General features: G+C 62.1%; 19 protein-coding genes and 2 pseudogenes. 13 read left to right on the top strand and 8 right to left on the bottom strand.

Going from position 1 to position 24,236, the window contains the following annotated elements:
* Positions 1 to 448: 448 nt before the first annotated feature.
* Positions 449 to 1,125, bottom strand: a pseudogene (locus G572_RS26365) (integrase core domain-containing protein).
* A gap of 210 nt (positions 1,126 to 1,335) precedes the next feature.
* On the opposite strand from G572_RS26365, the gene G572_RS0120160 reads away from it, so the two are divergent.
* The 5 genes and pseudogenes from G572_RS0120160 to G572_RS26065 form a co-directional block, all read left to right on the top strand.
* Positions 1,336 to 2,340 carry a TRAP transporter substrate-binding protein gene (locus G572_RS0120160; protein ID WP_029060015.1) on the top strand — a complete coding sequence of 335 codons (1,005 nt, stop codon included), beginning with the start codon at positions 1,336 to 1,338 and terminating at the stop codon, positions 2,338 to 2,340.
* 68 nt (positions 2,341 to 2,408) lie between these two features.
* Positions 2,409 to 2,963: a TRAP transporter small permease gene (locus G572_RS0120155; RefSeq protein WP_084650392.1), complete on the top strand. Its 555-nt coding sequence runs from the start codon at positions 2,409 to 2,411 to the stop codon at positions 2,961 to 2,963.
* Entirely contained in the window at positions 2,960 to 4,222 is a 1,263-nt protein-coding gene (locus G572_RS0120150; protein ID WP_029060013.1) for a TRAP transporter large permease, read from the top strand. The genes G572_RS0120155 and G572_RS0120150 overlap by 4 nt, the downstream gene beginning before the upstream one ends.
* 19 nt (positions 4,223 to 4,241) lie before the next feature.
* Positions 4,242 to 5,180 (top strand): MBL fold metallo-hydrolase, encoded by a 939-nt coding sequence (locus tag G572_RS24930; protein WP_051242817.1) that lies wholly within the window; start codon positions 4,242 to 4,244, stop codon positions 5,178 to 5,180.
* A gap of 139 nt (positions 5,181 to 5,319) precedes the next feature.
* A pseudogene (locus G572_RS26065) lies at positions 5,320 to 5,587 on the top strand (transposase); the annotation flags it as partial.
* Between the two features lie 160 nt (positions 5,588 to 5,747).
* On the opposite strand, the gene G572_RS24925 reads toward G572_RS26065, so the two are convergent.
* The 3 genes from G572_RS24925 to G572_RS25685 form a co-directional block, all read right to left on the bottom strand.
* Positions 5,748 to 6,341: a flavin reductase family protein gene (locus tag G572_RS24925; RefSeq protein ID WP_051242815.1), complete on the bottom strand. Its 594-nt coding sequence runs from the start codon at positions 6,339 to 6,341 to the stop codon at positions 5,748 to 5,750.
* A complete protein-coding gene (locus tag G572_RS0120130) occupies positions 6,338 to 7,126 on the bottom strand; it encodes an alpha/beta fold hydrolase (RefSeq protein WP_029060012.1) in 789 nt (262 codons plus the stop codon). The genes G572_RS24925 and G572_RS0120130 overlap by 4 nt, the downstream gene beginning before the upstream one ends.
* A gap of 145 nt (positions 7,127 to 7,271) precedes the next feature.
* A complete protein-coding gene (locus G572_RS25685) occupies positions 7,272 to 8,027 on the bottom strand; it encodes a LuxR C-terminal-related transcriptional regulator (RefSeq protein WP_029060011.1) in 756 nt (251 codons plus the stop codon).
* 196 nt (positions 8,028 to 8,223) lie between these two features.
* Here G572_RS25685 and G572_RS24915 point away from each other — a divergent pair, with 196 nt between their 5' ends.
* Positions 8,224 to 9,456, top strand: coding sequence for an acyl-CoA dehydrogenase family protein (locus G572_RS24915; protein WP_245566265.1), 1,233 nt, complete (start codon positions 8,224 to 8,226; stop codon positions 9,454 to 9,456).
* A gap of 34 nt (positions 9,457 to 9,490) precedes the next feature.
* A complete protein-coding gene (locus G572_RS0120115) occupies positions 9,491 to 9,928 on the top strand; it encodes a cupin domain-containing protein (RefSeq protein ID WP_029060010.1) in 438 nt (145 codons plus the stop codon).
* A gap of 369 nt (positions 9,929 to 10,297) precedes the next feature.
* Here the strand turns inward: G572_RS0120115 and G572_RS26060 are convergent, their stop codons facing one another.
* Together G572_RS26060 and G572_RS25680 are read right to left on the bottom strand one after the other, a co-directional pair.
* Positions 10,298 to 11,218 carry an AraC family transcriptional regulator gene (locus G572_RS26060; protein ID WP_245566264.1) on the bottom strand — a complete coding sequence of 307 codons (921 nt, stop codon included), beginning with the start codon at positions 11,216 to 11,218 and terminating at the stop codon, positions 10,298 to 10,300.
* A gap of 10 nt (positions 11,219 to 11,228) precedes the next feature.
* Positions 11,229 to 11,825 (bottom strand): hypothetical protein, encoded by a 597-nt coding sequence (locus G572_RS25680; RefSeq protein WP_156884755.1) that lies wholly within the window; start codon positions 11,823 to 11,825, stop codon positions 11,229 to 11,231.
* 659 nt (positions 11,826 to 12,484) lie between these two features.
* On the opposite strand from G572_RS25680, the gene G572_RS0120095 reads away from it, so the two are divergent.
* The 5 genes from G572_RS0120095 (at position 12,485) to G572_RS0120075 (ending at position 19,933) form a co-directional block, all read left to right on the top strand.
* Positions 12,485 to 14,365, top strand: coding sequence for an ATP-binding protein (locus G572_RS0120095; protein ID WP_029060007.1), 1,881 nt, complete (start codon positions 12,485 to 12,487; stop codon positions 14,363 to 14,365).
* Positions 14,362 to 15,714, top strand: a complete 1,353-nt coding sequence (locus G572_RS0120090; RefSeq protein WP_029060006.1) for a sigma-54-dependent transcriptional regulator — start codon at positions 14,362 to 14,364, stop codon at positions 15,712 to 15,714. The genes G572_RS0120095 and G572_RS0120090 overlap by 4 nt, the downstream gene beginning before the upstream one ends.
* 272 nt (positions 15,715 to 15,986) lie before the next feature.
* A complete protein-coding gene (locus tag G572_RS0120085; protein WP_029060005.1) occupies positions 15,987 to 16,970 on the top strand; it encodes a TAXI family TRAP transporter solute-binding subunit in 984 nt (327 codons plus the stop codon).
* Between the two features lie 104 nt (positions 16,971 to 17,074).
* Positions 17,075 to 19,315 carry a TRAP transporter permease gene (locus G572_RS0120080; protein ID WP_029060004.1) on the top strand — a complete coding sequence of 747 codons (2,241 nt, stop codon included), beginning with the start codon at positions 17,075 to 17,077 and terminating at the stop codon, positions 19,313 to 19,315.
* Between the two features lie 159 nt (positions 19,316 to 19,474).
* Positions 19,475 to 19,933: a YaiI/YqxD family protein gene (locus G572_RS0120075; protein WP_029060003.1), complete on the top strand. Its 459-nt coding sequence runs from the start codon at positions 19,475 to 19,477 to the stop codon at positions 19,931 to 19,933.
* Here the strand turns inward: G572_RS0120075 and G572_RS0120070 are convergent.
* Positions 19,930 to 21,900 (bottom strand): acetoacetate--CoA ligase, encoded by a 1,971-nt coding sequence (locus tag G572_RS0120070; RefSeq protein WP_029060002.1) that lies wholly within the window; start codon positions 21,898 to 21,900, stop codon positions 19,930 to 19,932. The two genes, G572_RS0120075 and G572_RS0120070, sit on opposite strands and share 4 nt — an antisense overlap.
* 223 nt (positions 21,901 to 22,123) lie before the next feature.
* Here G572_RS0120070 and G572_RS0120065 point away from each other — a divergent pair, with 223 nt between their 5' ends.
* Positions 22,124 to 23,080, top strand: coding sequence for a Gfo/Idh/MocA family protein (locus G572_RS0120065; RefSeq protein ID WP_029060001.1), 957 nt, complete (start codon positions 22,124 to 22,126; stop codon positions 23,078 to 23,080).
* Between the two features lie 75 nt (positions 23,081 to 23,155).
* Here G572_RS0120065 and G572_RS0120060 read toward each other — a convergent pair whose 3' ends face one another.
* Complete coding sequence (locus tag G572_RS0120060; protein ID WP_029060000.1) at positions 23,156 to 24,223, bottom strand: ABC transporter ATP-binding protein; 1,068 nt, start codon at positions 24,221 to 24,223, stop codon at positions 23,156 to 23,158.
* Positions 24,224 to 24,236 lie beyond the last annotated feature (13 nt).

Genomic DNA, 24,236 nt, shown 5'->3' with positions numbered 1-24,236 from the left:
GAGCTCACCGGGTCGAAGTTGTTCCCTGTCTGATTTGAAGTGGCCACGGGTGCGATGGTCCGGTGCTCCAAGTACCTTCGGCGAAGCGATCAGCTTCACTTATCCGCAACAGGAGTGCATACAAAATGCGCATGCAAATTACGACACGAACTTTTATTAAGTATTTGATATAATGAAAGAATTTTTCTTTATGAGGGAGTTCGAATCTCTCCGGCAGCACCATTTCCCATTTCCTCTCAATTGCTTGTTGAAATCCCGTTGTTCGCCCAAAATCCGAGCCTGCACAGGCACATACAGATTTTGGCGCGCAACAGCGCATGGCATGGCGCGCAAGATCAAATGGCAACCGAATTCGGGTCGGGAAACGCTGTTTGAGGGTGGCTCGAACCGCTGTCGTGGTCCCTGTCTTTGGGGCGCCCCGAACCGGAACTTCCGGGGGAGGGAGAGCTCATCCGGCGGAAGCCGCAGATGAGCCTTCGATGGGCGATATCGGCGGATTGTTTCCGAGCGCGTCGTAAGGGCGGACGTTGTTATAATCCTGGCACCATTCCTCCGTTTTCGAGCGGTCATCGTCAAGCGTCGGGAACCGGTGCGCGTTGAGACATTCGGTTCGGGACGTGCCGTTGAAGCGCTCGCTGAGCGCATTGTCCGTGGGCTTTTCAGGGCGTGAGAAGGCGAGATTGACGCCACTCTGGCAAGTCGCAGATCAAGGTCGCGGAAGAGGAACTCCGAGTCTTGATCGACCGGGGTCGTCTTCGGATCGCCGACGAAACGGCAGGCGTGGTCCAATGTCGCGACGACGTCTTCGCCTCGTCCCCGGTTGCAGCCCCATCTCCGTGTAAAGGCGATAGGTTCGCTTGGCATTCACCGGCCAGACGGCGAACGGGCTTCAGGGCTTTTTTACCGGACATCCTGCAATATCGCCCGGTCGAGCTCCAGATCGGCGACCGGCTTCTTCCGCCGATTGTTCTCGTCTTCCAGCTGGTGCATGCACGTGACCTGCGCCGGTGTCAGCCCGCCATAACGCTTGCGCAAGTTTTGGAACGTCGCGTCGCTGACGCCGGCCTTGCGGCAGACTTCGGCAACCGGCGTTCCGTCCTCGGCCTGGCGCAGAACGAGAGCGATCTGCGCCTGCGAGAACCCGGAGGCATGTCAACGACAGTCGGTCCCGTCATCGAGACCACACTCTGAAAGGCATGGCCCGCGGCTGCGGTATCCGAAAAATGAATACCAACTTAGAAACTGCGCCGTGTTTTTTGAACTGAGTGCTTTGTACCGTCACCGGGAGTTCAACACGCTTGGCTGCAAAGGTCAGGAAAAATAGGGGAGTCAGCAATGTCTGGCCAGTTCCGTCGCTTCTTTGGTGCTTCGCTGACCGCTGTTGCGGTCGCCTTTTCGGCCCTGGCCGTTGAGGCCGCAGATTTCAACATGAAAGTCGGGATTATCGCCCGCAATGATCCTCTGGAACACTACATCACCCGGTTCAAGGAGATCGTTGAGGATCAGAGCGATGGCCGGATCGACGTAACGCTTTACCCCGGTGCCCAGCTTGGCGGTGAATCGACTTTGGTCGAGGGCGTGCAAATCGGCACCATCGAAATGATTGCTGTTCCCGGCGTCTACATGAAAGGTTTGGCGCCGCGTTTTCAGATTGCCGATGCTCCGGGTTTGTTCCGGGACATCGATCACGCAAACGAAACACTGCAGGATCCCGAGTTCCGTGACGTCTACCTGAACCTGGCCGAGGATGTCGGCGTCAAGGGCATCTCGGTCTGGGTGTATGACACCACATCGTTTGCGACGGTCGAGCCCGTCAACGAATTGTCGGATCTGGGTGGGCGCAAGATGCGCGTTCTGGCGTCGGATACCGAAATGACGATCATGGAAGATCTGGGCGCTGTTCCCGTCTCGATGCCTTTTACCGATGTCGTTCCATCGTTGCAGCAGAATACCATTGATGGAGTAAGGACATCGCCGATTATGATGTCGGCTTTCAAGACACAAACCGCAGCCAAGTACCTGACGGCGACTGACGACGGCACAATCGCCATCGCAGGCCTTGTCAATTCTGCTTTCTTCGACCGACTGCCCGAAGATCTCAAGCAGGTCGTTCTTGAGGCCGGGGTGGAAGCCGAGGTCGAAATGCGCGACTTCGTCAAAAAGCGGCAGGCTGCTGCACAATCCGCATGGATTGAGGCCGGTGGTGAAGTAGGAGCACTGTCGGATCGCGACCGTGAGAAGCTGTTGGAAATCAACCGCAACGCAAGCGAACAGACACTGGCCATCGGCAACCTCAAGGAATTCTTTGAGCTGCTCAAGACCGTATCGCAATCTCACTAAAGAAAAAGCCAGAGGCGACGTCTGTTTGCAACGGGTCGCCTCTGGTGCTCTCAGAATGACGAGGCAGCATGGACATTAATAAAGAGATCGTGTGGCGAGAGGGGCGGACCTCTCGCCGTTTGATCAAGCTGCTCCGCTTTGAAAGCATCGTCGCCAACGGCCTGCTGGCGATCGCGGCGATCACCGTGCTCGCGGCAATTGTCATCAACGTCTCGGATGTCGTGGGTCGCAACTTGTTCGCAACGACGCTGCCCTGGTCTGGAGAAGTTCTCACCTACCTCATGATCTGGGCCGTCTTTATCGGCATGGTCTGCGTTACTGCACAAGACGGGCAAATCAAGGTTGACGTTTTTGAAACGGGACAGTCGCGCCGGATTGCCTATGCCCGGGAGATTCTCGTTTCGGTTGGTCTGATCGGGTTGGCAGTTTATCTGGTTTCATACTCCATGAACTTCGTCGAGATCATGTACACGAGCGGTAAGCGCAGTATCGATGCCGGCATTTCGATGTGGCTTGTTCACTCGGCCGTCATTCTTGGCTTTGGGCTAAGCGCACTTATTTCGGCCACCCGCTTGCTTGTCCTTCTGTTTTTGTTTTTTGGTCGTGAAGGAGAGGCCTCATGACTTGGATCCTGTTTGCCAGCCCCCTGCTTCTTCTGGCGCTCGGCTTCCCGATCTATTCGGCGCTACTGCTGGCTTCCGCGGTGATCATGTCGCAGGTGATGCATATGCCGGGCCTCGCGATGCATCAGTATATCTTTTCAACTTTGAACATTCCGGCTTTGGTTGCCATTCCATTTTTCATCTTTGCGGGCGACCTGATGGCGCGCGGCACCCTTGCGCGTGCATTGATTGATTGGGTGACGACCTTGCTCAAAGGGCAGCGTGGGGGACTTGGGACTGCGACGATTGGCGCTTCTACTTTGTTTGGCGCGATCTCCGGATCGGGGGTGGCCACCGTTGCCGCCATTGGCCGTATCACGCATGGGCCAATGATTTCTGCAGGCTATTCCAAGGGGCAAGCCGAGGCGATCATCGCGTCTTCGGCCGCAATCTCGTCGGTTGTTCCGCCATCTATCGCGATGATCCTGTATGGTGTCGCTGCAGAGCAGTCGGCAGCCGAACTCTTCATCGCGGGTATTATTCCGGGATTGCTGCTCGCCTTGTTCCTCGTCGTTGTGGCCCGCGCTATGGCACCGAAAGAGGCAAAGACCGGCCGGGCATCCTTGGCAGCGATCTTGGGTTCGACACGGCGCGCGCTTGTCGGGCTTGGCATGCCTGTCGTTGTGCTCGGGGGCATCTACCTGGGCTTTCTTTCCCCCACCGAGGCAGCCGGAATAGCCTGCGCTTACGCGATCGTCGCGACCATCGCGACCGACCGGAAAATCGCGTTTGCGCATATCTGGAATTCTGCAAGGCAGACGGTTATCGTGACGTCGCAAATCTTGATAATCGTTGCTGCAAGCGGTGTGTATTCTTGGGTATTGACAGTAAACGGCATCCCGCAGGCGTTATCGATGTGGCTGGGCGAACTCAATGCTCAGCCTTGGGTCGTCCTCTTGCTTATCAATATCCTGCTGTTGGCTGTGGGATGCGTGTTGGATACCGCTTCTGCCATCCTCGTCATGACGCCGTTGTTGCTCCCCGCGGTGCTGGCCGCTGGCGTCGACCCGATACACTTCGGGATTATCGTGACGCTGAACCTGTCGATTGGCATGTTTACCCCCCCCTTGGGCCTGAATATTTTCGTCACACAGGCATTGTTCAATTCGAATATCGCGTCCCTGTATCGCTGGCTTGTCCCCTTGATCGGTGCAAGTGTCATCGCGCTGCTGATAATCACTTTTGTCCCGGAACTGTCGCTGTTTCTTGTTGGCCGCTGATGACGAAGAGGAGGCTCGATTGCAGCCCACACCCAAGACCCTGAAGCTGGGCCAGGCCGAGGTGACCCAGATTGTCGATATCGTCAGCGAGACCTTTGCGGTTGGCGATATTTTTCCGGATGCCGATGCGCGGCTGGTGGAGCGGCTGATGTCGCAGGGGGTGCCCGGCTTTGCCAAGGGCGCGTCCCCCATGGTTGATCTGTCATTTTATGGCACGCTTGTGCGCATTGGCGGCCAAACGTTGCTGATCGACACATGCTGCGGGCATGACAAGAAACGCCCCGCAAGACCGGGCTGGCATATGCGCCAGGAAGGCCCGTTCCTGGGGAATCTTGCCTCCGCGGGCGTGACGCCCTCGGAAGTCGATTTTGTCATGTGCACACATCTGCACGCCGACCATGTCGGCTGGAACACAAAGCTTGAGAACGGGGAATGGGTACCGACCTTTCCCAACGCACAATATATCTTCTCTGAGATCGAGTATCGCCATTGGCAAAATGAGGCACTGCGCGCGGAGCCGGGGGCACTGCTTTATGGTGCTTACGAAGACAGCGTTTTGCCTATCATCAACAGTGGGCAGGCGCTTCTTTCAGATCCCGGGGCTTCGCCCTGTTCGGGTGTCCATATTGAAGCCGCCTTCGGTCACACGCCGGGCAATATGTCGATTCATGTCGAAAGCGATGGCCAGCAGCTCATGCTTTTGGGGGATGTGCTGCATCACAGGATGCAACTGGCCGATCCGCACTTGAACACCCGCTTCTGCTGCGATCCCCAAATGGCGAGGGACACCAGACAACGACTGCTGCATCGCGTGGTTGCTGACAAGGCCCTCATCGGTGGAGGGCATTTCACCGGGCAAGCTTACGGAAAGCTGGAGCCCGATGATGCCGGTTATGCATTTGTTGACGCAAACCAGGCTCTGTTGGCAGAAGGGATCCCCAAGTCACGCGGGTTCTGACCCGAGGTTGCTTTTCAGGAGGCATTCTCGGGGCGCGGCGATCCAGGACCTGTCCCCATGAACGGGTTTCATTGATGCGTCAGGCTTGATCGAACCTCCTTGACAAGGAGGTTGTCATGCGCCGTCACGAGTTGAGCGACTGACGTGCCTGCCGGTTTCAAAAGCGCAGATCGCTCTCGTCCTGAGACCGGGCGATGAGGGAACGCCGGTCGCCGAAGTCTGCCGCAGGGCGCGCCGTTCTATAACTGGCGCAAGCGTTTCGGCGGGCTGACGCCATCGAAGATCGAACGCCTGCGCCAGCTCGAAGACGAGAACAATCGGCTAGAGAAGCTGGTTGCCGATCTGTGGCTCGACCGGGCTATGTTGCAGGATGTCCTGTCGAAAAAGCTTTGAAGCCTGCTCGCCGCGCTTCGACTTGCGGATAGATCGAGTATCTATCCGCAAGCAGCTGAAGGCACGGACCCGCTGCTTCTCATCCTTGCCCCGGGTGAACAACCTTCACAGCTTCCACTGCTGGCGAGCGGGCACGGTCGGTCGGACGAGCGGCTTGCGTGTGTGTCCCGGAGGTCAGAACCAGGCGTTCTCGGCGCCTGCCGAGGCCATTGAAAGATGCGCAGGCCCGCTCTCCAGGCGATGCCAGCGGCGGTCCATGTAGACAAGGGGTTCCCGGGAGGTGGTGGCGTGGCCGTCTTCGGAGGTTGCGCCTTCCAGCAGTTCGGCGGCCAGCAGGGTCGCCCCGTCCAGCGGAAGCCGACCCAGAACACGTGCCCGGAACCAGGTTCGGACTTCGCGGTAGCGCGGTTCCCCGGTGGCGAGACGCTCCCAATCCATGCCCGGGCCGAAGCGGTCCGCTCCCGGTGCTGCGACCGTCTTGACCAGGTCGAGGTTCGAGAATTGCAACAGGTGCACCACGATGGTGTCCGCCTCCATGAGGGCCGCGCCGGAGCCTGACTGGCGCGAGACCGAAAAGGCGACGATCGGCGGCTCTGCGTTGACCGAAATCAGGGAACTCACGGTCAGCGCAACGGGGCCAGACCCCGGGTCGGCGGTCACGATGGCGACACCCGCGGGATGGCCGCGAAACGCGTTTCGGAATACCGCCGAGAGGGAAGCCGGGCTGCTTCCGGAGGGGCGGGCGAGGGGGAGGGGCGGCTGGGTCACGAGGCGAGAAAATCTCCGATACGGGGCATGGTTTCCGCCTTTTCATGCGCCACGAAGTGGCCGGCGTCCTTCACGAGCAGGGACCGCGCATCAGGAAGCGCATCGCACCAGAGCGGCATTTGAGAAGCGGGCAAAAGACGGTCTTTGTCACCCCACACGACAAGGGTGGGACATGTGATGCGTGCAAGCATCCTGCGAAGGTTGGGATGGCCGAAGCCTTGTGACGCGGCGATCCTGCCGACGAGATCGCCCTCGCGGGCACGATCCGCTGCGAAGGCGGCCGCCGCGTCCGGATCGGAGCCGTCGGGAAAGTACCGCGCGGCAACCGCCGGATCATGCGAGAGGTAGGCGGGCAGTTCTGCCGGCGGAATGGTGGGGATCGGGGTCATCGGATGCGCGGGGTCGTTCAGTCCCGCTGGAGCTATCAAAACGATGCGGTCGAATTTCTCGCGCGCCACGGCCGCGAGCTCCGCCGTAAGCCAGCCTCCCATGGAAAAGCCCACTAGATGGGGCCGGACAGCAAGATCGAGAGAGTCGAGAAGATCGAGGTAATGGATCACCAGATCCGACATGCCGGCAACGTGATCCGCCGGCCCGGACCGGCCCATGCCCGGATGATGCGGACAAATGACCTGGAAGCGGTCGGCAAGCCCGTCAACGAAATCGAAGCCCTCGAGTGTGGAGGCTCCGTGAAGAAAGATCACCGGGTGCCCTTGTCCGACACTTTGGACATGGGTTGGTACACCGCCCACCAAGAGTGTCTGTTCCTCGAATTTTGCGGTCATGCGGTAATGTTCCTTTTGTCGGTGTTGGGGGAGGCCGGCCGTTCGCCCCGCAAGGGCGGTGCGTGAGAACTCTTCAGGAGGGCGCGGCCCCGGGTCTGGATTTCAGGCGCGAAAAACGGTGCGGGATCTGTCGCACAGGCGGGCGTCAGGCATCGGGGCGGGGCGGGGCGAAACTGCTCGCCTGTGCGATCAGGGCTCCAAGCTGCGTGCGGTTGCGCACACTGAAACGCCGGCAGAGGATCGCGACGTATTCCTTTACAGTGTGCTCGGAAAGTCCCAGTTCGCGCGCGACGGCCTTGTTGGAAAAACCCTGCCGGATGAGCGCGGCTACCTCTGCCTGCCTTGGCGGCAATCGCATCTCGGGTTCGGTCTCGCCGGCCGTTGGGAGAAGCCGCGGAAGGGCGACGGAGGCCGCTCGACACAGAAGCGCCATGTTGTGCTTCATGCGCGCGGTATAGGGTCTGTCGTCACGATCCGTCGCGGTGTAGAGGACGCCAGCGACCTCTCCCTCTCGCAACAGCGGGCCACACATGTTGGAACAAAGCCCCCACCCCCTCAGCAGTTCATAGGAACGGCTCTGGCGCCAGCCGTGCGTTCCGTAGAAACCGTGGCCGTCAAGAACGCCGGGAGCTTCGCTCAGGCGCTCAAGGTAGGGATCGCTGACGCCAAGACCGGTGCGATACTCTCCCAACAGACCCATGGGCACGTTGGTGCTGCCCAGAAGGTGGGGGCGCCCGGCGTCGACCAGATAGATCCCGACGATCCCGGATCCGGTAATGCGGGCCAGGGCCGCGCCACAGGCTTCGCTGAGGGTCTGGGGTGTGACCGCCTCGGCCACGGACATCAGAAGATCCGCGGTCGAGCGCAGAGTCCGGCCCGATGCATCCTCCGAAAAACTCATGGGCCTCCCTCCCATTTGTTTTGACGGCTGTCGGCGCGGCTTGTCGCCGGCGCCAGTCGAAGATTAGCCGCAACACGGTCGCGCCAACACCCCCCGGGTTGGGGGGATTGCGGGAAATCCGTTCGACCGCCGAACCTCACACAGAGGATCGGCCGGAACCCCGGCATGATCATCCCCGTGGAGGAAGCTGATGAACATGAGTGCAGTAAAACCCAGCCTGTCGGAGGGGCCCGATCTGGCAACGCTTGCCGCCAATCTGGAAAAGATCCTGCCCCTGGTGGAGGAGCGGGCGCAGGCGGCCGAAGCGCAGGGCAGCCTGACCGATGACGTGGTGGCGGCGCTGCGCAAGTCCGGCCTCTACACAATGCTGTTTCCCCGGGAGGTCGGTGGTTCGGACGTGAGCCTGGTCGACGCGATGCCGCTGATCGAAAAGTTGTCCCATGCGCATGCCTCCGTCGGCTGGTGCACCAATGTGAACAACATGGAGGGGGCGACCATGGCCCTCTACATCCCCGACAGCGGCATCGCGCGCGTTTTCGCGAAAGGCGCCGACGTCACGGTCGCCGGAAACGGGGTGCCACGCGGGTTCGCCCGGAAAGTGGAAGGGGGCTACGAGATCTGGGGCAACTGGGCCTTTGGCAGCGGCATCTGCCATGCGGAGTGGGTCCACACCGGCGGCTTTCTTGTCGACGACGAGAAGCAGATGATCTTCGGTCCGACCGGCAGCCCCCGTGTCGTTCTCGTGCATCATCCGCGCAGTACGATCCGGCTCAAGGGCGCGTGGGATGTCCTGGGTCTGAAGGCGACCGGGAGCTACGACTACGAGGTGGCTGACGGGGAGACGATCTTCATTCCGGATGAACTGGTCTACGACTTCGACAATGCCGTTCCCCTGCGCGGCGGGCCGCAGGGGCAACTCGGCCTTGCAGGCTACAGCGCTTGGGCTCATTCAAGTTGGGCGCTCGGCGTCGGACGGCGCATGCTCGACGAACTCGTGAAGGTCGCGCGCAACCGCCGCGACGCGTTCGGCAAGACAGTCGACAGCGCGAGCTTCAAGTATCAGCTGGCTCTGGTCGAGGCGCGCTATCGTGCTGCGCGCGCCTATGCATACGAGACCTGGCGCGGGATCTGCCAGGGGCTGGAGCAGGGCGAAACGGTGACCCAGGACCAGATGACGGATGCCAAGCTCGTGTTGCGTCATGTTCATGACGTGGTTTCCGAGGTTGCCACCTTCGCCCATCGCTCGGCGCGCAGTGCCTCGCTCTACAACACGGTAATGCAACGGTGTTACCGCGACATCCACTCCGGGACCCAGCACATCCTGATGGCCGACCAGATCATCGAGGAATGCGGTCGTCAGATCCTCGGGGCGACGGATCCTGAAGCCAAGTGGACCGTCTTCGGTGTCGCCGACGGCGGCAAAGCGTGACGCGGACACTCCCGTTTTTGAAGGATGGAAACCAATGATTGATGAGATTGCCGGGATCACGCGCGCCGACGAAGCGCGGGGACAAACCGTCTGGAACATACTGGGCCAGACTTACACGCTGAAGCAGGTGAGCGAGAGTTCGATCGCTTGGCATGCCTTGTTTCCGGCTGGAACCTTCGTCCCTCCTCACGTGCACCACACGCAGGAAGAGTACATTTACGTCCTGACAGGGCGGTACACCCTATTGCTGGACGGCCAGGAGCAGATTGCCGAACCGGGGGACCTCGTCCGCATGCCGCGGGGTATGCCGCACGGGATCTTCAACAAGACCGACGCCGATGCGACGAGCCTGTTCTGGGCCTCGCCAACCAGCAAGCTCGAGCAACTTTTCCGGAACATCGACAGGGTTCGCGATCCGGCGGAGGTGGTGCGCATCTGCGCCGACTTCGACGTGGATTTCCTCCCGCAGTAACGCCTGGTTGCAGTCGACACGAAAACCGTCGCCGGCAGTCGCGTCGCGCAAATGTCGTGGCGCGGCGGCCGGCTTCGTCGAGAGCTTCAACGGCAGTTTCAGGGATGAGTGCCTCACGAGAGCTGTCTTCGTCGCGCGCCGAAGCCCGGTCCCAAATCACCGCATGGACGGACGGCCACAACAAAACCGACCACACCCATCCCCGGGCGATCTCACGCCCGACGAATTCGCATCGAAAATGACATTGCAAACACCGGCCGCAGGAAAGTCAAAAATCAACCGGAAGATTCCGCGCCAAACCGGATGAGGATCGGGTCTCAGGTCAACGGACATGACCGGTTCTGGGATGGCGGGGATCATGCCCATCCTTCAAGTCTCCACCGGCAGATAGATGTTGCTGCGCAGATCCTTTGGCTTGGTATCAACCGGAGAGTTGAGGTAGATTTCAAATCCTGGGCGATCGGATATTTCAAAACCGGAACTTGGCAACCAAACACCATATAGCCAGCGATACGCATTCCGCATGTCAGCGTAGGGGCCTTTGTACTCCAGTTTGGCGAAACGTCCCGAAGGTATCACGAGCTCTTCTGTGTCGGCAGGTATTTCCAACGCATCGGGCCACGGCGTACAGGCGGCTGACCTGAGGTGTTCTTCTGCGTGAAGGTCAGGGTCGTCGTAAAATACAGCCTGCATCGGCGTATCCTGTAACAACATCCCCGATTTTTCCATTGAGCCAAAGAGTTTTGCCATCGCGGCATCAATTTTCAGATACGACCCAACGTGTGGCACGCTGATGCATCGCACTGCAGGACGATGGGCGATGCTGACGACAAACCCATTGGCACTCTTGCTTGAAATAGCGGCCTTGAACGTCGCGTGACTGCCACTTTGACGGTAGGCACCTGGGGCCTTGCCATATGCGTCGCGGAAGGCACGCGAAAAGGCGTCCCGAGATCCGTATTGTGCCAGACGCGCGATTGTTGATATTGGCAAATTCGAATTTGCCAGGCGATCAGCCGCGCGCTGCAAACGCAGGCGTCGCAGCGTGGTCGCAACGGTCTCGCCACACATTGCAGTGTAAATTCGGTGCCAATGAAAGCTGGATAGACAGGCCACTTCTGCCAGCTCTTCAATGCCAATATCGCTTTCCAGATGGGCGTGCAGATAGGAGATCACCCGATCCAACCGCTCACGATAGCTCAGTTGCGTTGGTTTCAAGGTTTTCGTCCCTTTGTATCCCTTGGAGGCCATGTCCCGACCGGAGCTGCCACGGATCGTGCCGAGTGCCACGGAAATCTCCTTATCTTTGGCGGGATCGCCACTTGCGGACCCCTACCGTACACACCAGCAACACCAGGAGCACAATGAAGACCGTCATCACGCTCGACTTCAACATGGTGGCCATCGAACCGAGCTTCGTTACTGTTGCCGAGACTTCGGGAAATTGTACCAACATCGTTATTTGCAAGGCGTTCTCAATATAATCAGCGCCTCCGCTCAGCAACGGCAAGACGGCAATCCACCCGAGAACTGTCCCGCTGAGTGATGTTTTGCTCAACAGCCACAACCAGGCCGCGGCACCTCCTGACGCGTAGAGAGCGGGATAGACCATATCGAGCGCCAAATGGCGGCCAAGATAGTAGCTCCGCCCTTCTGCACCAAGATTGGTCAAGAAGGCCCTAGCATAGTCGATATCGTAACCTTGTGTCATGACATCGAAGGGTTTCAGTCCACCAGAATACTGCGTCAACTGAGGTATTGTCACCGTGAGCATGTATAAATTGACGAGATTTGACGCAATGAAGAGTGCCAGGGTCTTCTTTCCGTCCGGTGCTCTACTAAAAATCGATCCCATTCTGGCAAGCTCTCCGCCCCGTCGCTTTTTTTTCGATTGCATGATTTGATCCAGATTGTGTCGTTCGGCTGGAAGTTAGGTGAACGACAACCGACAAATCCTGCGAACCTGAGTTCGAAGGTGTTGGTAAAATCCAAAGCGCTTCGATTGCCTTCGCCGCTCAAAGGACCTTTGGGATGACGGCGCGCTTTTTCAGTGGCCCATGTTTTCATCGAAGCCGGCGTTCGCTGCCGCTCAGAAGGCCAGAAAGACCGGCTTTCCGCGTCGATCACAGTTCGCCGATGCCATGCTGTGAGGGATCACTGACACACGAATGAAAACCTGCTGACCTTACCTGTGAAAAACGACAGGTGCCGCCCCGGTCCGGCGGATGCGGTCACGATCCTGGCCGTCGTCGCGATTCAGAACGCCGTTAGCAGCAACGATCGGCAAGAGCGCCTGTCCCCCTGCGAAATCGGAGACATCGAGGCCTATAAGGTTGAAGGAGACGGGCCTTTTGGAGGCCGCCCGCCGGGTTCCGTTCGTGCGTCGTCTCCTGTCCCCTTTCGCACGGTCGTCGGGGGCGTGGACAAAGCGGTTTTCCCTGCGATGCATCGCCTTCTGCCCGGCGCGACCGGGTTTCGGCGTTTTCGTGGCGTATCGCGGTCGCGTTTCCTCATGCGAGATCGACGTTGACGTTGCGTCGCTGCATACTGCACCGCATGAAGACCAGGCACACGACCTCCATCCGTTTTTCCGGCGGCAAGGCGCTCATGGCGTTCGCAGCGTTGGCGGTTGCCGTCGCACTCGTGGCGTTTCCGCGGCTGGAGGAGTTCTTCCAGATCCAGGCCGGGTTGAGGGGCAAGGAAACGCTTCGCCTCACGGTGGAGGGACTGAACGGGGCGCTGCGACGCTACGAACCCCTGCCGGGACTGATCGCCGAGCGTCCCGTGCTTGCGGAGGTATTGATGGCGCCGGACGATCCGGAACTTCTCCGGCGGGTGAACGAGGAATTGCGGCTGACCGCCGAGCGGCTGAAAGCCTCCGACGTCTATCTGATGGACACGACCGGCCTCACGATTGCCGCCAGCAGCTATCGCAAGGAACTGTCCTTCGTCGGACGGAATTTCGGCTACCGGCCCTATTTCACCCAGGCGGTCGAGGGCGGCCTTGGGCGGTTCTTCGCGCTCGGCATTACATCCGGCCAACGCGGCTATTTTTATGCCTTTCCCGTCGAGGTCGATCGGCGCATCGTCGGCGTGGTGGCGGTCAAGTTCCTGGTCGCCCCCTTCGAGGACGCATGGCGCGGGGGCGATCACTGGGTGATCGTCGAGGATCTCAACGGCGTCGTCTTCATGTCCAGCGATCCGCGCTGGCACTTCCGCACCTTGCGCCCGCTGTCTGCCGAGGACCGGGAGCGGATCGAGGCAGTTCGCCAGTATCCGGTCGAGCGGATGGAACTGCTGCCCACCACCGTATCGCCGTTGCGCGACGACATCGCACTCACCTCCATCGAGGTCGACGAGGAGGATGGCGGACGCCGGCAGTTTATCTCGAGCACACTTTCGATCCACGACGCGGGCTGGGACGTGACGATCCTGATCCCGACCGAGCGCGCGCATACCCAGGCGCTCGGTGCGGTGTCGATCCTGGCGCTGCTGATCATGCTGCTGGGGTTCGGCGCGGCCTTTTATCTCCAGCGCCGCGCACAATTGCTGGAACGGATCGCGGTCCAGCGCGCGGCGACGGAAACGCTGGAGACGCGGATCGCGGAACGCACGGTGGATCTCAAGCAGGCCAACGACAAGCTTGTCGGTGAGGTGCGCGAGCGCCGCGATGCGGAAAACCGCCTCCGCCAGACACAGACCGAATTGATCCAGGCCGGCAAGCTCGCCGCGCTCGGACAGATGTCGGCGGCGCTGAGCCATGAATTCAACCAGCCGCTCGCGGCCGTCAAGTCCTATGCCGACAACGCGGTCCGGTTCCTGGAGCGCGGGCGGAGCGGGGAAGCGCGCGAGAACATCCGGCGGATCTCCGCCATGGCCGACCGCATGGCGTCAATTTCCAAGCATCTGCGGAACTTTGCCCGCCGGCCGCAGGAGAAGGTCCGGCCGGTCGAACTGGTGCCGGTGATGAACGATGCGCTTGCCATCCTTCAGGGGCGGCTGGAGGCGAGCCGGGTCGATGTGCGGCTCGTTTTGCCCGAAGACCCTGCCTGGGTCACTGGCGGTCATATCCGGCTGCAACAGGTGATTGTCAATTTGCTCAATAACGCACTTGATGCAATGGAGGGTCAGGCGAGCCCGGTGATCGAGGTCGAACTCGCGCGCGCCGGCGAGCGCTGGAGCCTTCGGATCCGCGATCACGGTCCGGGCATCGACCAGGAGACCATCGGCAAGATCTTCGACCCCTTCTTCACGACCAAGACGCCGGGGCGCGGACTGGGCCTCGGTCTCTCGATTTCCTACAACATCATCCGGGATTTCGGCGGTCGCCTGCTTGCGCAGAACCATGATCAGAACGGCGCCGTGTTCTGTCTGGAATTGCAGGCGGCGCAGGTCGAGACGCCCGCCCTTGAAGCGCAGGAGACGGCGGCGGAATGAAAATCGATACGGTTCTTTTCGTGGATGACGAGGAGCATCTGCGGTTTGCTGCCGAACAGAGCCTCCAGCTCGACGGGTTGTCCGCGCAATGTTTCGAGGACGCCGAAACGGCGCTGGGCCGGTTGAAACGCGATTTCCCCGGGGTGCTGGTCACCGACATTCGGCTGCCGGGAATGGACGGGCTGACGCTGATGCGCCGGGCACTCGAGATCGACCCGGCGTTTCCGGTGATCCTGGTCACGGGCCAGGGCGATGTGGAGCTGGCGGTCAACTCGATGCGTGACGGGGCCTATGACTTTCTGGAAAAGCCCTTCGCGCCGAGCCGCCTGACGGAAACCGTTCGCCGGGCGCTGGAGAAACGGCGCCTTACGCTTGAAAATCGCGTTCTGCGCCGGCAGGTCGACGCCCGCGAGGCAATCGATGTGCAGATCCATGGGCAAAGCCCGGTCATGAAAGCGCTGCGCCAGCAGATGAGGCGTGTCGCCGCAAGCGAGGTGGATGTCCTTATTCTGGGAGAAACCGGGGTTGGCAAGGAGGTCGCGGCGCGGGCGCTTCATCAGGCCTCGAAGCGCGCGAACATGCCCTTTATCCAGATCAACTGCGCGGCACTTCCCGCCGACATGATCGAAAGCGAGCTGTTCGGCCACGAGGCGGGCGCCTTTGCCGGCGCCATGCGCACGCGCGTCGGCCGGTTCGAGGCGGCTCGCGGCGGGACGGTGCTGCTGGACGAAATCGACTGCCTGTCCAACGCAATGCAGGCCAAGCTGCTGCATGCCATCCAGAACCGGGTGATCACCCGGCTGGGATCGAACGAACGGCTTGAACTGGACGTCCGCTTCGTGGCGACAAGCAAGCTGGATCTCGTCGGCGAGGCGGAAGCCGGACAGTTTCGCGCCGATCTTCTCTACCGCCTCAACGTGGTCACGCTCGCGATCCCGCCGCTTCGCGAGCGCCGCGAGGACGTTCCGAACCTGTTCCTGCAACTCGTTGCCGAGGCCGCGGCCCGTTACAAGCTGGACGTGGCGGAGGTCTCCGGCGCGGTCCTGTCGTCGGTCGCCTCCCAGGCATGGCCCGGAAACGTGCGTGAACTCCGCAACGTTGCCGACCGCTACGTCCTGGGCTTCGACCTTGCGCTGGGCCGCAGCTTCAACGCGCATTTGTCGCCCGACAGGCCGGGGCTTGCGGAGAAGATGGCCGATCACGAAAAGTCTCTGATCGCGGCAAGTCTTGCGGCGCATGGCGGCCGGCTGAGAGAAACCTATGAGGGTCTGGGTGTGTCCCGCAAGACACTCTACGAGAAGATGCAAAAATACGGTTTGTCGCGAGACGTTTTTCACGACGACGACTGAGCGGAAAGAGAAGCTAACCCTGCGGCGGGTGGGATTTTACCCTTCGTTTTGCTCTTTGTGTCACGTGATCGACCCATCCTTGCGGGAATTGCAAAAACCTTGGCGATGAACAGACCAAGTGCTCTTGTTTTTATCGCAGGCTGCTCGTTTTTTGACCGATGCACGCCCCGAGAGGCTTGTAGGGTGGATTTCTGTCCACTCGGGAGAGTGCCGGACGGGAGGGAACGGAGACCTTGTTTCCTGGCTGTTCGGCAAAAAAACTGGAGGAACCCATGAAACTCACAGCTCTGACGGGCACGCTGGTTGCCGTCGCGATGTCCACGTCGGTCGCCGTCGCCCAGGATCGCACCGGCTGGCCGGAAAGCTTTACGGTCGGTACCGCGTCGCAGGGTGGCACCTATTTCGCCTATGGCTCCGGCTGGGCGAACCTCGTTGCCGATCAGCTCGGGATTTCCGGCGGCGGCGAAGTCACCGGCGGCCCGATGCAGAACATGGCGCTGGTGCACACCGGCGACGCGCAGTTCGGCATGACCACGATGGGTCCGGCGGCTGAATCGATCGCCGGCACCAACCCGATCGCACCGGGTCTCGAGATGACCAATGCCTGCGCGATGTTCCCGATGTACCAGACGCCGTTCTCGGTGACCGCCCTGGCATCGTCCGGCATCAAGTCGATCTCCGACATTCCGGATGGCGCCAAGATCGGCTTCGGCCCGGCCGGCTCGACCTCCGACACCTACTTCCCGCGCATGATGGAGACGCTCGGCGTCAATTTCGAACGCCGCAACGGCGGCTGGTCGGATCTCGGCGGCCAGCTTCAGGACGGTCTTCTCGACGTGATCGCCTTTGCGGCCGGCGTGCCGGTTCCCGCGGTAAGCCAGCTCGAGGTCCAGACGGACATCAACATCATCGAGTTCACGGAAGAGGAACAGGCCAAGATCATGGAGGCCTTCCCGGTCTCCGAGTTCGAGATCGCGGACAGCACCTATTCCACGCTGGAGGCTCCGGCGCGTTCCGTCTCCATGTGGAACTTCGCCGTGGCGAATTGCGATCTGCCGGCCTCCTTCGTCAAGGCGGCCGTTGATGTCGTCATGTCCGACAACGACCGCATGGTCGGCATTCACAAGGCGGCCCGTTCCACGCTTCCGGAAAACTGGGACAAGAACAAGGTCCTGAAGTGGCATCCGGGTGCGGCCGAATGGTTTGCCGAGAACGCCGGCGCGTCCATCCCTGACGACATGATCCACGGCAAGTAAGCCTCACGATCACTGGCACCTGGCAGGGCCCCGCGACCGGGGCCCTGCCTGAACAAGAAGAAATGTTATCGCAACAAGATAACGCACCCCGGGGGGAGCTTGGCATGACGGACAAGAGCGCTGTCGCGGAATCCGACGATCACATGATTGCCAAAGGCGTGGACGACGAGCCGATCGAGGCCAATCGTCGATTGTACGAGGGAAGATCCCTTGTGTTCGTGAGCGCCTTCGCCGCTCTTTATGCGCTGTTCCACATGGCCGCCCTCAACGGTGTGTCGATCTTTGAATGGACCGGGATCAGGATCCCGCTTCTTCCGTCATTTCCGATGGAAACCTGGAATTTCCGCATCGCCCACGTCGCCGGTGCCCTCGGCCTCGGCTTCATCCTCTATGCCGGCCGGCTCGACTTCCCGGACAAGGACGCGGAAACCCGGACGCTCGGCTATGTCGCCTATGCGCTTCTGGTGCCGGCGCTGTTTTCGCTCGGCACGGCCCTGTCGTTCGGCGTCGAGATCAACAACGGCGTCAACTGGAACGGCATGGATGCGCGGATCAGGTTCAACGAGACCTATCTCTTCGGCCTGCCGTTGATCGTCGCCACCATGGGCGCCATCGTGCTGTCGTGGTTTCACAAGCGCGAACGGTCCGGTTTTGCCGCGCCCGACATCGTTCTCGCCGTCTGCGGCGTTTCGGTCGCGACCTATCTGATCATCATCTACGGCACCTTGATGCGCAATTCGACCGGCACGCCCTTCGCGCCGATCGGCATTTCGATCGCGGCGGTGGCCGGCACCGCGCTGATCATGGAGTTGACGCGTCGCGTCGCCGGCATGGCGCTCATCGTGATTTCCGCGATCTTCCTCGTCTATGTCTTCGTCGGCGACATGCTGCCCGGGTTCCTGAATTCGCCGGCGATCACCTGGCAGCGCTTCTTCAGCCAGGTCTATACGGATGCGGGCATCCTCGGTCCGACGACGGCGGTGTCGTCGACCTACATCATCCTGTTCATCATCTTCGCGGCCTTCCTGCAGGCCTCGCGGGTCGGCGAATACTTCGTCAATTTCGCCTTTGCCGCTGCGGGACGGGCCCGCGGCGGGCCGGCCAAGGTGGCGATCTTCGCCTCCGGCCTGATGGGCATGATCAACGGCACCTCCGCCGGCAACGTGGTGTCCACCGGCTCGCTGACCATCCCGCTGATGAAGCAGGTCGGCTACCACCGCAAGACCGCTGGCGCGGTCGAGGCGGCCGCCTCGACCGGCGGGCAGATCATGCCGCCGATCATGGGGGCCGGCGCCTTCATCATGGCCGAGATCACCGGCATTCCCTACACCGACATCACGCTTGCCGCGCTCATTCCGGCGGTTCTCTATTTCGTGTCGGTCTATTTCATGGTCGACATGGAAGCCGCCAAGCTCGGCATGCGCGGCATGCGCGCCGACGAGTTGCCCAAGTTCGCGCGTCTTGCGCGGCAGGTCTATCTGTTCCTGCCGATCATCATCCTGATCTATGCGCTGTTCATGGGCTATTCGGTGATTCGGGCCGGCACGCTTGCAACAATGGCCGCGGCCGTCGTGTCCTGGCTGACGCCCTATCGCATGGGGATCCGTTCGATCGCCAAGGCCTTCGAACTCGCCGGCACCATGTCGGTCCAGATCATCGCCGTTTGCGCCTGCGCCGGCATCATCGTCGGCGTGATCTCGCTGACGGGCGTCGGCGCGCGCTTCTCCTCGCTGCTGCTCGGTCTCGCGGAGGCCAGCCAGCTCCTGGCGCTGTTCTTCGCCATGTGCATCGCGATCCTGCTCGGCATGGGCATGCCCACGACGGCCGCCTATGCGGTGGCGGCCTCCGTGGTCGCTCCGGGACTTGTGGAGCTTGGCATTCCGCTGCTCACGGCGCATTTCTTCGTGTTCTACTATGCTGTCCTGTCGGCGATCACACCGCCGGTCGCGCTGGCAAGCTATGCGGCGGCGGGCATATCCGGCGCCAATCCGATGGAAACCTCGGTGACGTCCTTCAAGTTCGGCATCGCCGCCTTCATCGTGCCCTTCATGTTCTTCTACAACTCGGCCCTGCTGATGGACGGCACGACCCTGGAAATCGCCCGGGCCGCCGCCACCGCCATCGTCGGTGTCTTCCTGTTGAGTTCGGGGGTTCAGGGCTGGTTCCTCGGCGGCTTCGCGGCCTGGTTCCTGCGCGTCGGGCTGATCCTTGCGGCGCTTCTGATGATCGAGGGCGGGATCTGGACCGATCTCACCGGCATCGCAGTGGGGGCCGCGGTGTTTGCCATTCAGCGGATCTTCCACCCCAAGCCCGGCGCGAGCATTCCGGTGCGCGGGGTCGATTAGGCCGCGGCGCATGTTCCCGCCGGCCATCTCCAGCAGATGGCCGGCGTCCCGACATGGTGGCCTTCCCCCGGGCTTTTAATGTAGAAGAGCGGTCTCTTTCGCTCGCATGGGGCAGGGCGCAAGAGAGCGGGACGACACGCCCCTGGTGGATTTTCAAGCGTGACCACGATCTATGTCGATGCCGATGCCTGTCCGGTGAAGGACGAGGTGGAACGCGTCGCGACCCGCCTCGAAATCCCGGTCGTGCTGGTGTGCAACGGCGGGATCCGTCCGCCGCGCAATCCGCTGGTGAGGCTGCACATCGTGCCGGAAGGGCCGGATGTGGCAGATCAATGGATCGCCGCCCATTGCGGCGTCGGCGATGTGGTGATCACCGGCGACATTCCGCTGGCGGACCGTTGCGTAAAGGCCGGCGCCCATGTGCTGCAGCACAATGGCGATGAACTGACGAGCGCCAATATCGGCAGCCGGCTGGCAACACGCGATCTGATGCAGGACATTCGCGCCGCCGACCCCTTCCATCAAAGTGGTGGCGGGAAGTCGTTTTCCAGGGCGGACCGGTCCCGCTTCCTGCAGGCGCTCGACCGGATGGCGCGGCGGGCGTTGAGCGAGGCCTAACCGGGATTGAAATCCCGCGCGAAGCGGTCGTACCAGGTCAGGCAATCGGGATTGGCCATCGCGTCTCGCGTCGCGACAGCCTCCATCGGCTGGCCAAGCAGGCGCTTCTTGATCGGCACCTCCAGTTTCTTCCCCGTCAGCGTGTAGGGAATATCCGGCGTCGCGACGATGTCATCCGGTACGTGATGCGGCGAGACCCGGCGTTTCAGCTCCGCGACGATGGCCGCCTCCAGGCTTTCGTCCAGCGACGCGCCCGGCGCGAGCTTGACGAAGAGGATCATGCAGGACGTCTTGCCGAGATACTCCAGATCGACCACGAGACTGTCGGCAATCCCGGCCATGTCCTCCACCACCCGGTAGATGTCGGCGGTGCCCATGCGGATGCCGTGGCGGTTGATGGTGGCATCGGAACGACCGTAGATGATGCCGCCGCCATCCGGCGTGATGCGCACCCAGTCGCCATGCCGCCAGACACCGGGGTAGGTGTCGAAATAGCTCTCCCGCAGACGGCTGCCGTCCGCGTCGCCCCAGAAGAACAACGGCATGGAGGGCATCGGCGTGGTGCAGACCAGTTCACCGACGTCGTTTTCCAGCGCGTTGCCGTCCGCGTCGAAGGCGTGGACGCCGGCCCCGAGCGCGCGGCACTGCATCTCGCCGATGCGCACCGGCAGGGTCGGCGCGCCGGCGAGGAAGACGCCGGCGAGATCCGTTCCGCCCGCGATCGGCGCGATCCAGACGTCGGGCCGTACGGTCTCATAGATCCACGCATAGGCTTCGGGGGGAAGCGGCGAGCCGGTCGAGCCCAGCATCTTCACGGCGGAGAGATCGGCTTCCTCACGTGGCACGATGCCGGCCTTCATGCAGGCGATGTACCAGGCAGCGCCCGCGCCGAAGACGGTCACGCCCGCGCGCTCTATGAAGCGCCACAGGCGGCCGTTGTCGGGAAACCCGGGACTGCCTTCGGCAAGGGCGACGGTGGCGCCGGTCAAAAGGCCGCCGACCTGGACGTTCCACATGATCCAGCCGGTCGAACTGTACCAGGCGAAAACGTCGTCCGCGCCGATGTCGCAGTGGAGGCCGAGGAGTTTCAGATGCTCCAGCATCACCCCGCCGTGTCCGTGCACGATGGCCTTGGGCGTGCCGGTGGTGCCGGAGGAATAGACGATCCAAAGCGGATGATCGAAGGGCAGCATTTCGGGCGCGGCCCGCTCTTTGGAAGCACACAGCGCTGCCCAGTCGGTGCGCGCGAGCGACCCGTCGTCGACCGCCTCGGCCGCATCCATCGAGACCCAGGCGGCAAGTGTCGGCAGACCCGCGATGAGCTCCGACACCTCGGCACTGCGGTCGCGCCATGTCCCGCCGAACGCATAGCCGGACGCGGTGAGGAGCACCTTCGGCTCGATCTGGCGGAAGCGTTCCAGCACGGTGGCGGCGCCCATGTCGGGCGCGCAGAGCGACCACACCGCACCGAGGCTTGCCGTTGCCAGAAAGGCGACAACCGTATCCGGCGTGTTGGGCAGGTAGCCGACGACCCGGTCGCCGCGCCGCACGCCAAGGGCAGCAAGTCCGGCCGCAACCGCCGCCGTCCTGTCGCGAAGCGTTTCCCAGTCGAGGTCCGTCAGCGTGCCGTCCTCCGCCTCGTGGCGGATCGCCGCGCGGCCGGGCCGGACATGGCGCATGACATGTGCCGTGTAGTTCAGCGTCGCGCCGGGAAACCACACCGCGCCCGGCAGGCGCGGGTCGTCCAGCGCCGCGCGCCAGGGAGTTGCCGTTTCGACCTTGCCGAAGGCCATGATCGCGTCCCAGAAGGCGCCCGGTTCGCTGACCGACCATTCCCAAAGCGCGGCATAGTCGTCGAAGTGAAAGTCGCGTGTTTCCGCGAGAAACGACTGGAAGGCGGCCATGTTGCTGCGCCGGACAAATTCGGGCGCGGGCGTCCAGTCGGGGGAGGGAGGTGTCTCGGTCATATGGTCCAGATGCATAACGGGCAGGGGCCGTTCCACTCGCCGGCGCGGCGGGCCCCAGAGTAGCGTCATGACCTGCACAGTAAAGGGCAAGGGGCCTGGCCGGCGCCCGGTCCGGGCGCGGGCGGTTTTGACCCGGACGCACTGGACGAGCGCCCCGTACCGGGGCAGAACAGGAGCCGGAAATCATCATACCAAAAGCAAAAACCTGAAAGAGGACAAACGCATGGGCGTGAAAACAGCAGTCATCGGCCTCGGCATCATGGGCCAGCGCATGCTGGAGCACATGGGCCGTCACGAAGGCTACGATGTGGTTGCACTGTGGGATCCGAGCGCCGAGGCCTGCACGGCGGCGGCGAAGCTTGCGCCGGGCGCGATGGTGACCGACGGCCCCGATGCGGCCATCGCGGCGGCGGATCTCGTCTATCTCGCCTGCCCGCCGGAGCCGCGCAAGACTTATGCGCTTGCGGCCGCCGCTGCCGGCAAGGCCGTGTTCCTGGAAAAGCCGCTCGGCGTGGATGTCGCGGAGAGCGAGGATCTTGTGGCCCGCCTCGAGGCATCCGGCGTGCCGGCGGCGGTCAATTTCACCCAGGCCGCAGGGGCGGCGCTTACCGACGTGTCGCAAGCGGCGAAGGCCGGCGAGATGGGCGATCTCGTCGGTGTCGATGTCGTCCTCACCTATCCAGCCTGGCCGCGCGCCTGGCAGGTGGCGGCGGACTGGCTGCGGTTTCGCGCCGAGGGGGGCATGACGCGCGAGGTGCTCTCGCACTTTCTGTTCTTTACAAGCCGTGTTCTGGGGGCGCTGGAGGTCGTCTGGGCCAAGCCGAGCTATCCCAAGGACCCGAAACTCTGCGAAACCCAGCTGCTTGCGCGTCTTGAAAACGCGGCCGGCCTGCCGGTCTCCATCCTGGCAAGTGTCGGCGGCGCGCAGCCCGATCGTCAGGAGTTCACCGTCAAGGGCACGACAACAAGCCGGCGGATCACGGATTTCTACGTCGATGCCTGTTCCGACGGTGGAGAGTTTGTCGAGTTGAGCAAGCGCCCCGCGGATCCGCGCGCCGTCAGCCTCAAGGCCCAGCTCGACGATCTCCTGCTGCTGATCGACGGCAAGCCCAACCGCCTCGCCACCCCCGCCGAGGCGCTCGCCGTGCAGAAGCTGGTAGAGACGATGCTGGCGTCCTAGGGGTGTCGGATTGTTCGATCATGGCCGCGCGGCGGGGGATCTCGGTCCGCCGCGCAGCCCTGCCGTTTGCGCCGTCTACTGCGGGATCCAGACGGCGCTTTGGGTGTTGACCTTCAGGTGCACGTCGGTGTCGGGCAGGTAGCCTGCCTCGCCGGCCTTGTGGCCCTGATCGACCACCATTTCCGTGCCCGCCGCCTGGACGATGTAGCGGATCTGGCTGCCGAGGAATTCGCGGTGCAGGATCCGGCCCGACAGCGTGTCCGCGTCGGGCTTTTCGCTGATCGCGATGTTCTGCGGCCGGAGCACGATGGCGCCGGTCCCGTCCGCTTCGCCCGACAGTAGCAGCTTGTCGCCGGTCCCGGCCACGAAGCGGATATCGCCGCCCTCGCGCTCGACCTTGCCCTCCAGAATGTTGGCGGTGCCGAGGAAACGCGCGACGAAGAGGTTTTCCGGCGTGTCGTAGAGCGTCTGCGGCGTGCCGATCTGCTGGATGACGCCGCCGTCGAGCACCGCCATGCGGTCGGAGGTGGTGTTGGCCTCCTCCTGGTCATGGGTGACGAAGATCGTCGTCAGGCCGAGCTTGCGCTGAAGCGCGAGCAGTTCGCGGCGCATCTGGACGCGCAGGGAGGCGTCGAGGTTGGACAGCGGTTCGTCCAGAAGCAGCACCTTGGGTTCCACCACGACGGTGCGCGCCAGCGCGATGCGCTGCTGCTGACCGCCCGAGAGCTGGTTGGGCATGCGTTCGGCCAGATGCTTGAGGCCGACGAGATCGAGGGCGGCTGCAACGCGCGGGCCGATCTCGGAGGACGGCATCTTGCGCTCCTTCAGTCCGAAGGCGACGTTCTCGCGCACCGACAGATGCGGCCAGAGCGCATAGGACTGGAACACCATGCCGACATCACGCTTCCAGGGCGGGAGGTTCACCACGTCCTTTCCGCCGATGCGGATATGCCCGTCCGGCTGGGGACCGAAGCCCGCGATGGAGCGCAGGAGCGTCGACTTTCCCGATCCCGACGGGCCGAGGAAGGCGAAGAACTCGCCAGGTTCGATGGTGAGGTTCACGCCCGTCAGCACCTTCGTCTTGCCAAAGGCGAGATGAACGTCCTCGATCTCGATTCCAACCATTTCCGTTGTCATAGTCATGTCCTCCCGGCGC

Origin of the sequence: Stappia stellulata DSM 5886, assembly GCF_000423705.1 — a bacterium.
GTDB lineage: Bacteria > Pseudomonadota > Alphaproteobacteria > Rhizobiales > Stappiaceae > Stappia > Stappia stellulata.
This window is presented reverse-complemented; position numbering and strand designations above follow the sequence as displayed.

Excerpts from the sequence above, each read along its gene's own strand:
- G572_RS0120085 (WP_029060005.1), top strand. The coding sequence starts at position 15,987 with ATGAAACTCACAGCTCTGACGGGCACGCTGGTTGCCGTCGCGATGTCC.
- G572_RS25680 (WP_156884755.1), bottom strand. The coding sequence starts at position 11,825 with ATGCAATCGAAAAAAAAGCGACGGGGCGGAGAGCTTGCCAGAATGGGA.
- G572_RS0120090 (WP_029060006.1), top strand. The coding sequence starts at position 14,362 with ATGAAAATCGATACGGTTCTTTTCGTGGATGACGAGGAGCATCTGCGG.
- G572_RS25685 (WP_029060011.1), bottom strand. The coding sequence starts at position 8,027 with ATGAGTTTTTCGGAGGATGCATCGGGCCGGACTCTGCGCTCGACCGCG.
- G572_RS0120130 (WP_029060012.1), bottom strand. The coding sequence starts at position 7,126 with ATGACCGCAAAATTCGAGGAACAGACACTCTTGGTGGGCGGTGTACCA.
- G572_RS0120155 (WP_084650392.1), top strand. The coding sequence starts at position 2,409 with ATGGACATTAATAAAGAGATCGTGTGGCGAGAGGGGCGGACCTCTCGC.
- G572_RS0120095 (WP_029060007.1), top strand. The coding sequence starts at position 12,485 with ATGAAGACCAGGCACACGACCTCCATCCGTTTTTCCGGCGGCAAGGCG.
- G572_RS24915 (WP_245566265.1), top strand. The coding sequence starts at position 8,224 with ATGAGTGCAGTAAAACCCAGCCTGTCGGAGGGGCCCGATCTGGCAACG.
- G572_RS0120150 (WP_029060013.1), top strand. The coding sequence starts at position 2,960 with ATGACTTGGATCCTGTTTGCCAGCCCCCTGCTTCTTCTGGCGCTCGGC.
- G572_RS0120060 (WP_029060000.1), bottom strand. The coding sequence starts at position 24,223 with ATGACTATGACAACGGAAATGGTTGGAATCGAGATCGAGGACGTTCAT.
- G572_RS0120080 (WP_029060004.1), top strand. The coding sequence starts at position 17,075 with ATGACGGACAAGAGCGCTGTCGCGGAATCCGACGATCACATGATTGCC.
- G572_RS0120115 (WP_029060010.1), top strand. The coding sequence starts at position 9,491 with ATGATTGATGAGATTGCCGGGATCACGCGCGCCGACGAAGCGCGGGGA.
- G572_RS0120160 (WP_029060015.1), top strand. The coding sequence starts at position 1,336 with ATGTCTGGCCAGTTCCGTCGCTTCTTTGGTGCTTCGCTGACCGCTGTT.
- G572_RS0120065 (WP_029060001.1), top strand. The coding sequence starts at position 22,124 with ATGGGCGTGAAAACAGCAGTCATCGGCCTCGGCATCATGGGCCAGCGC.
- G572_RS0120070 (WP_029060002.1), bottom strand. The coding sequence starts at position 21,900 with ATGACCGAGACACCTCCCTCCCCCGACTGGACGCCCGCGCCCGAATTT.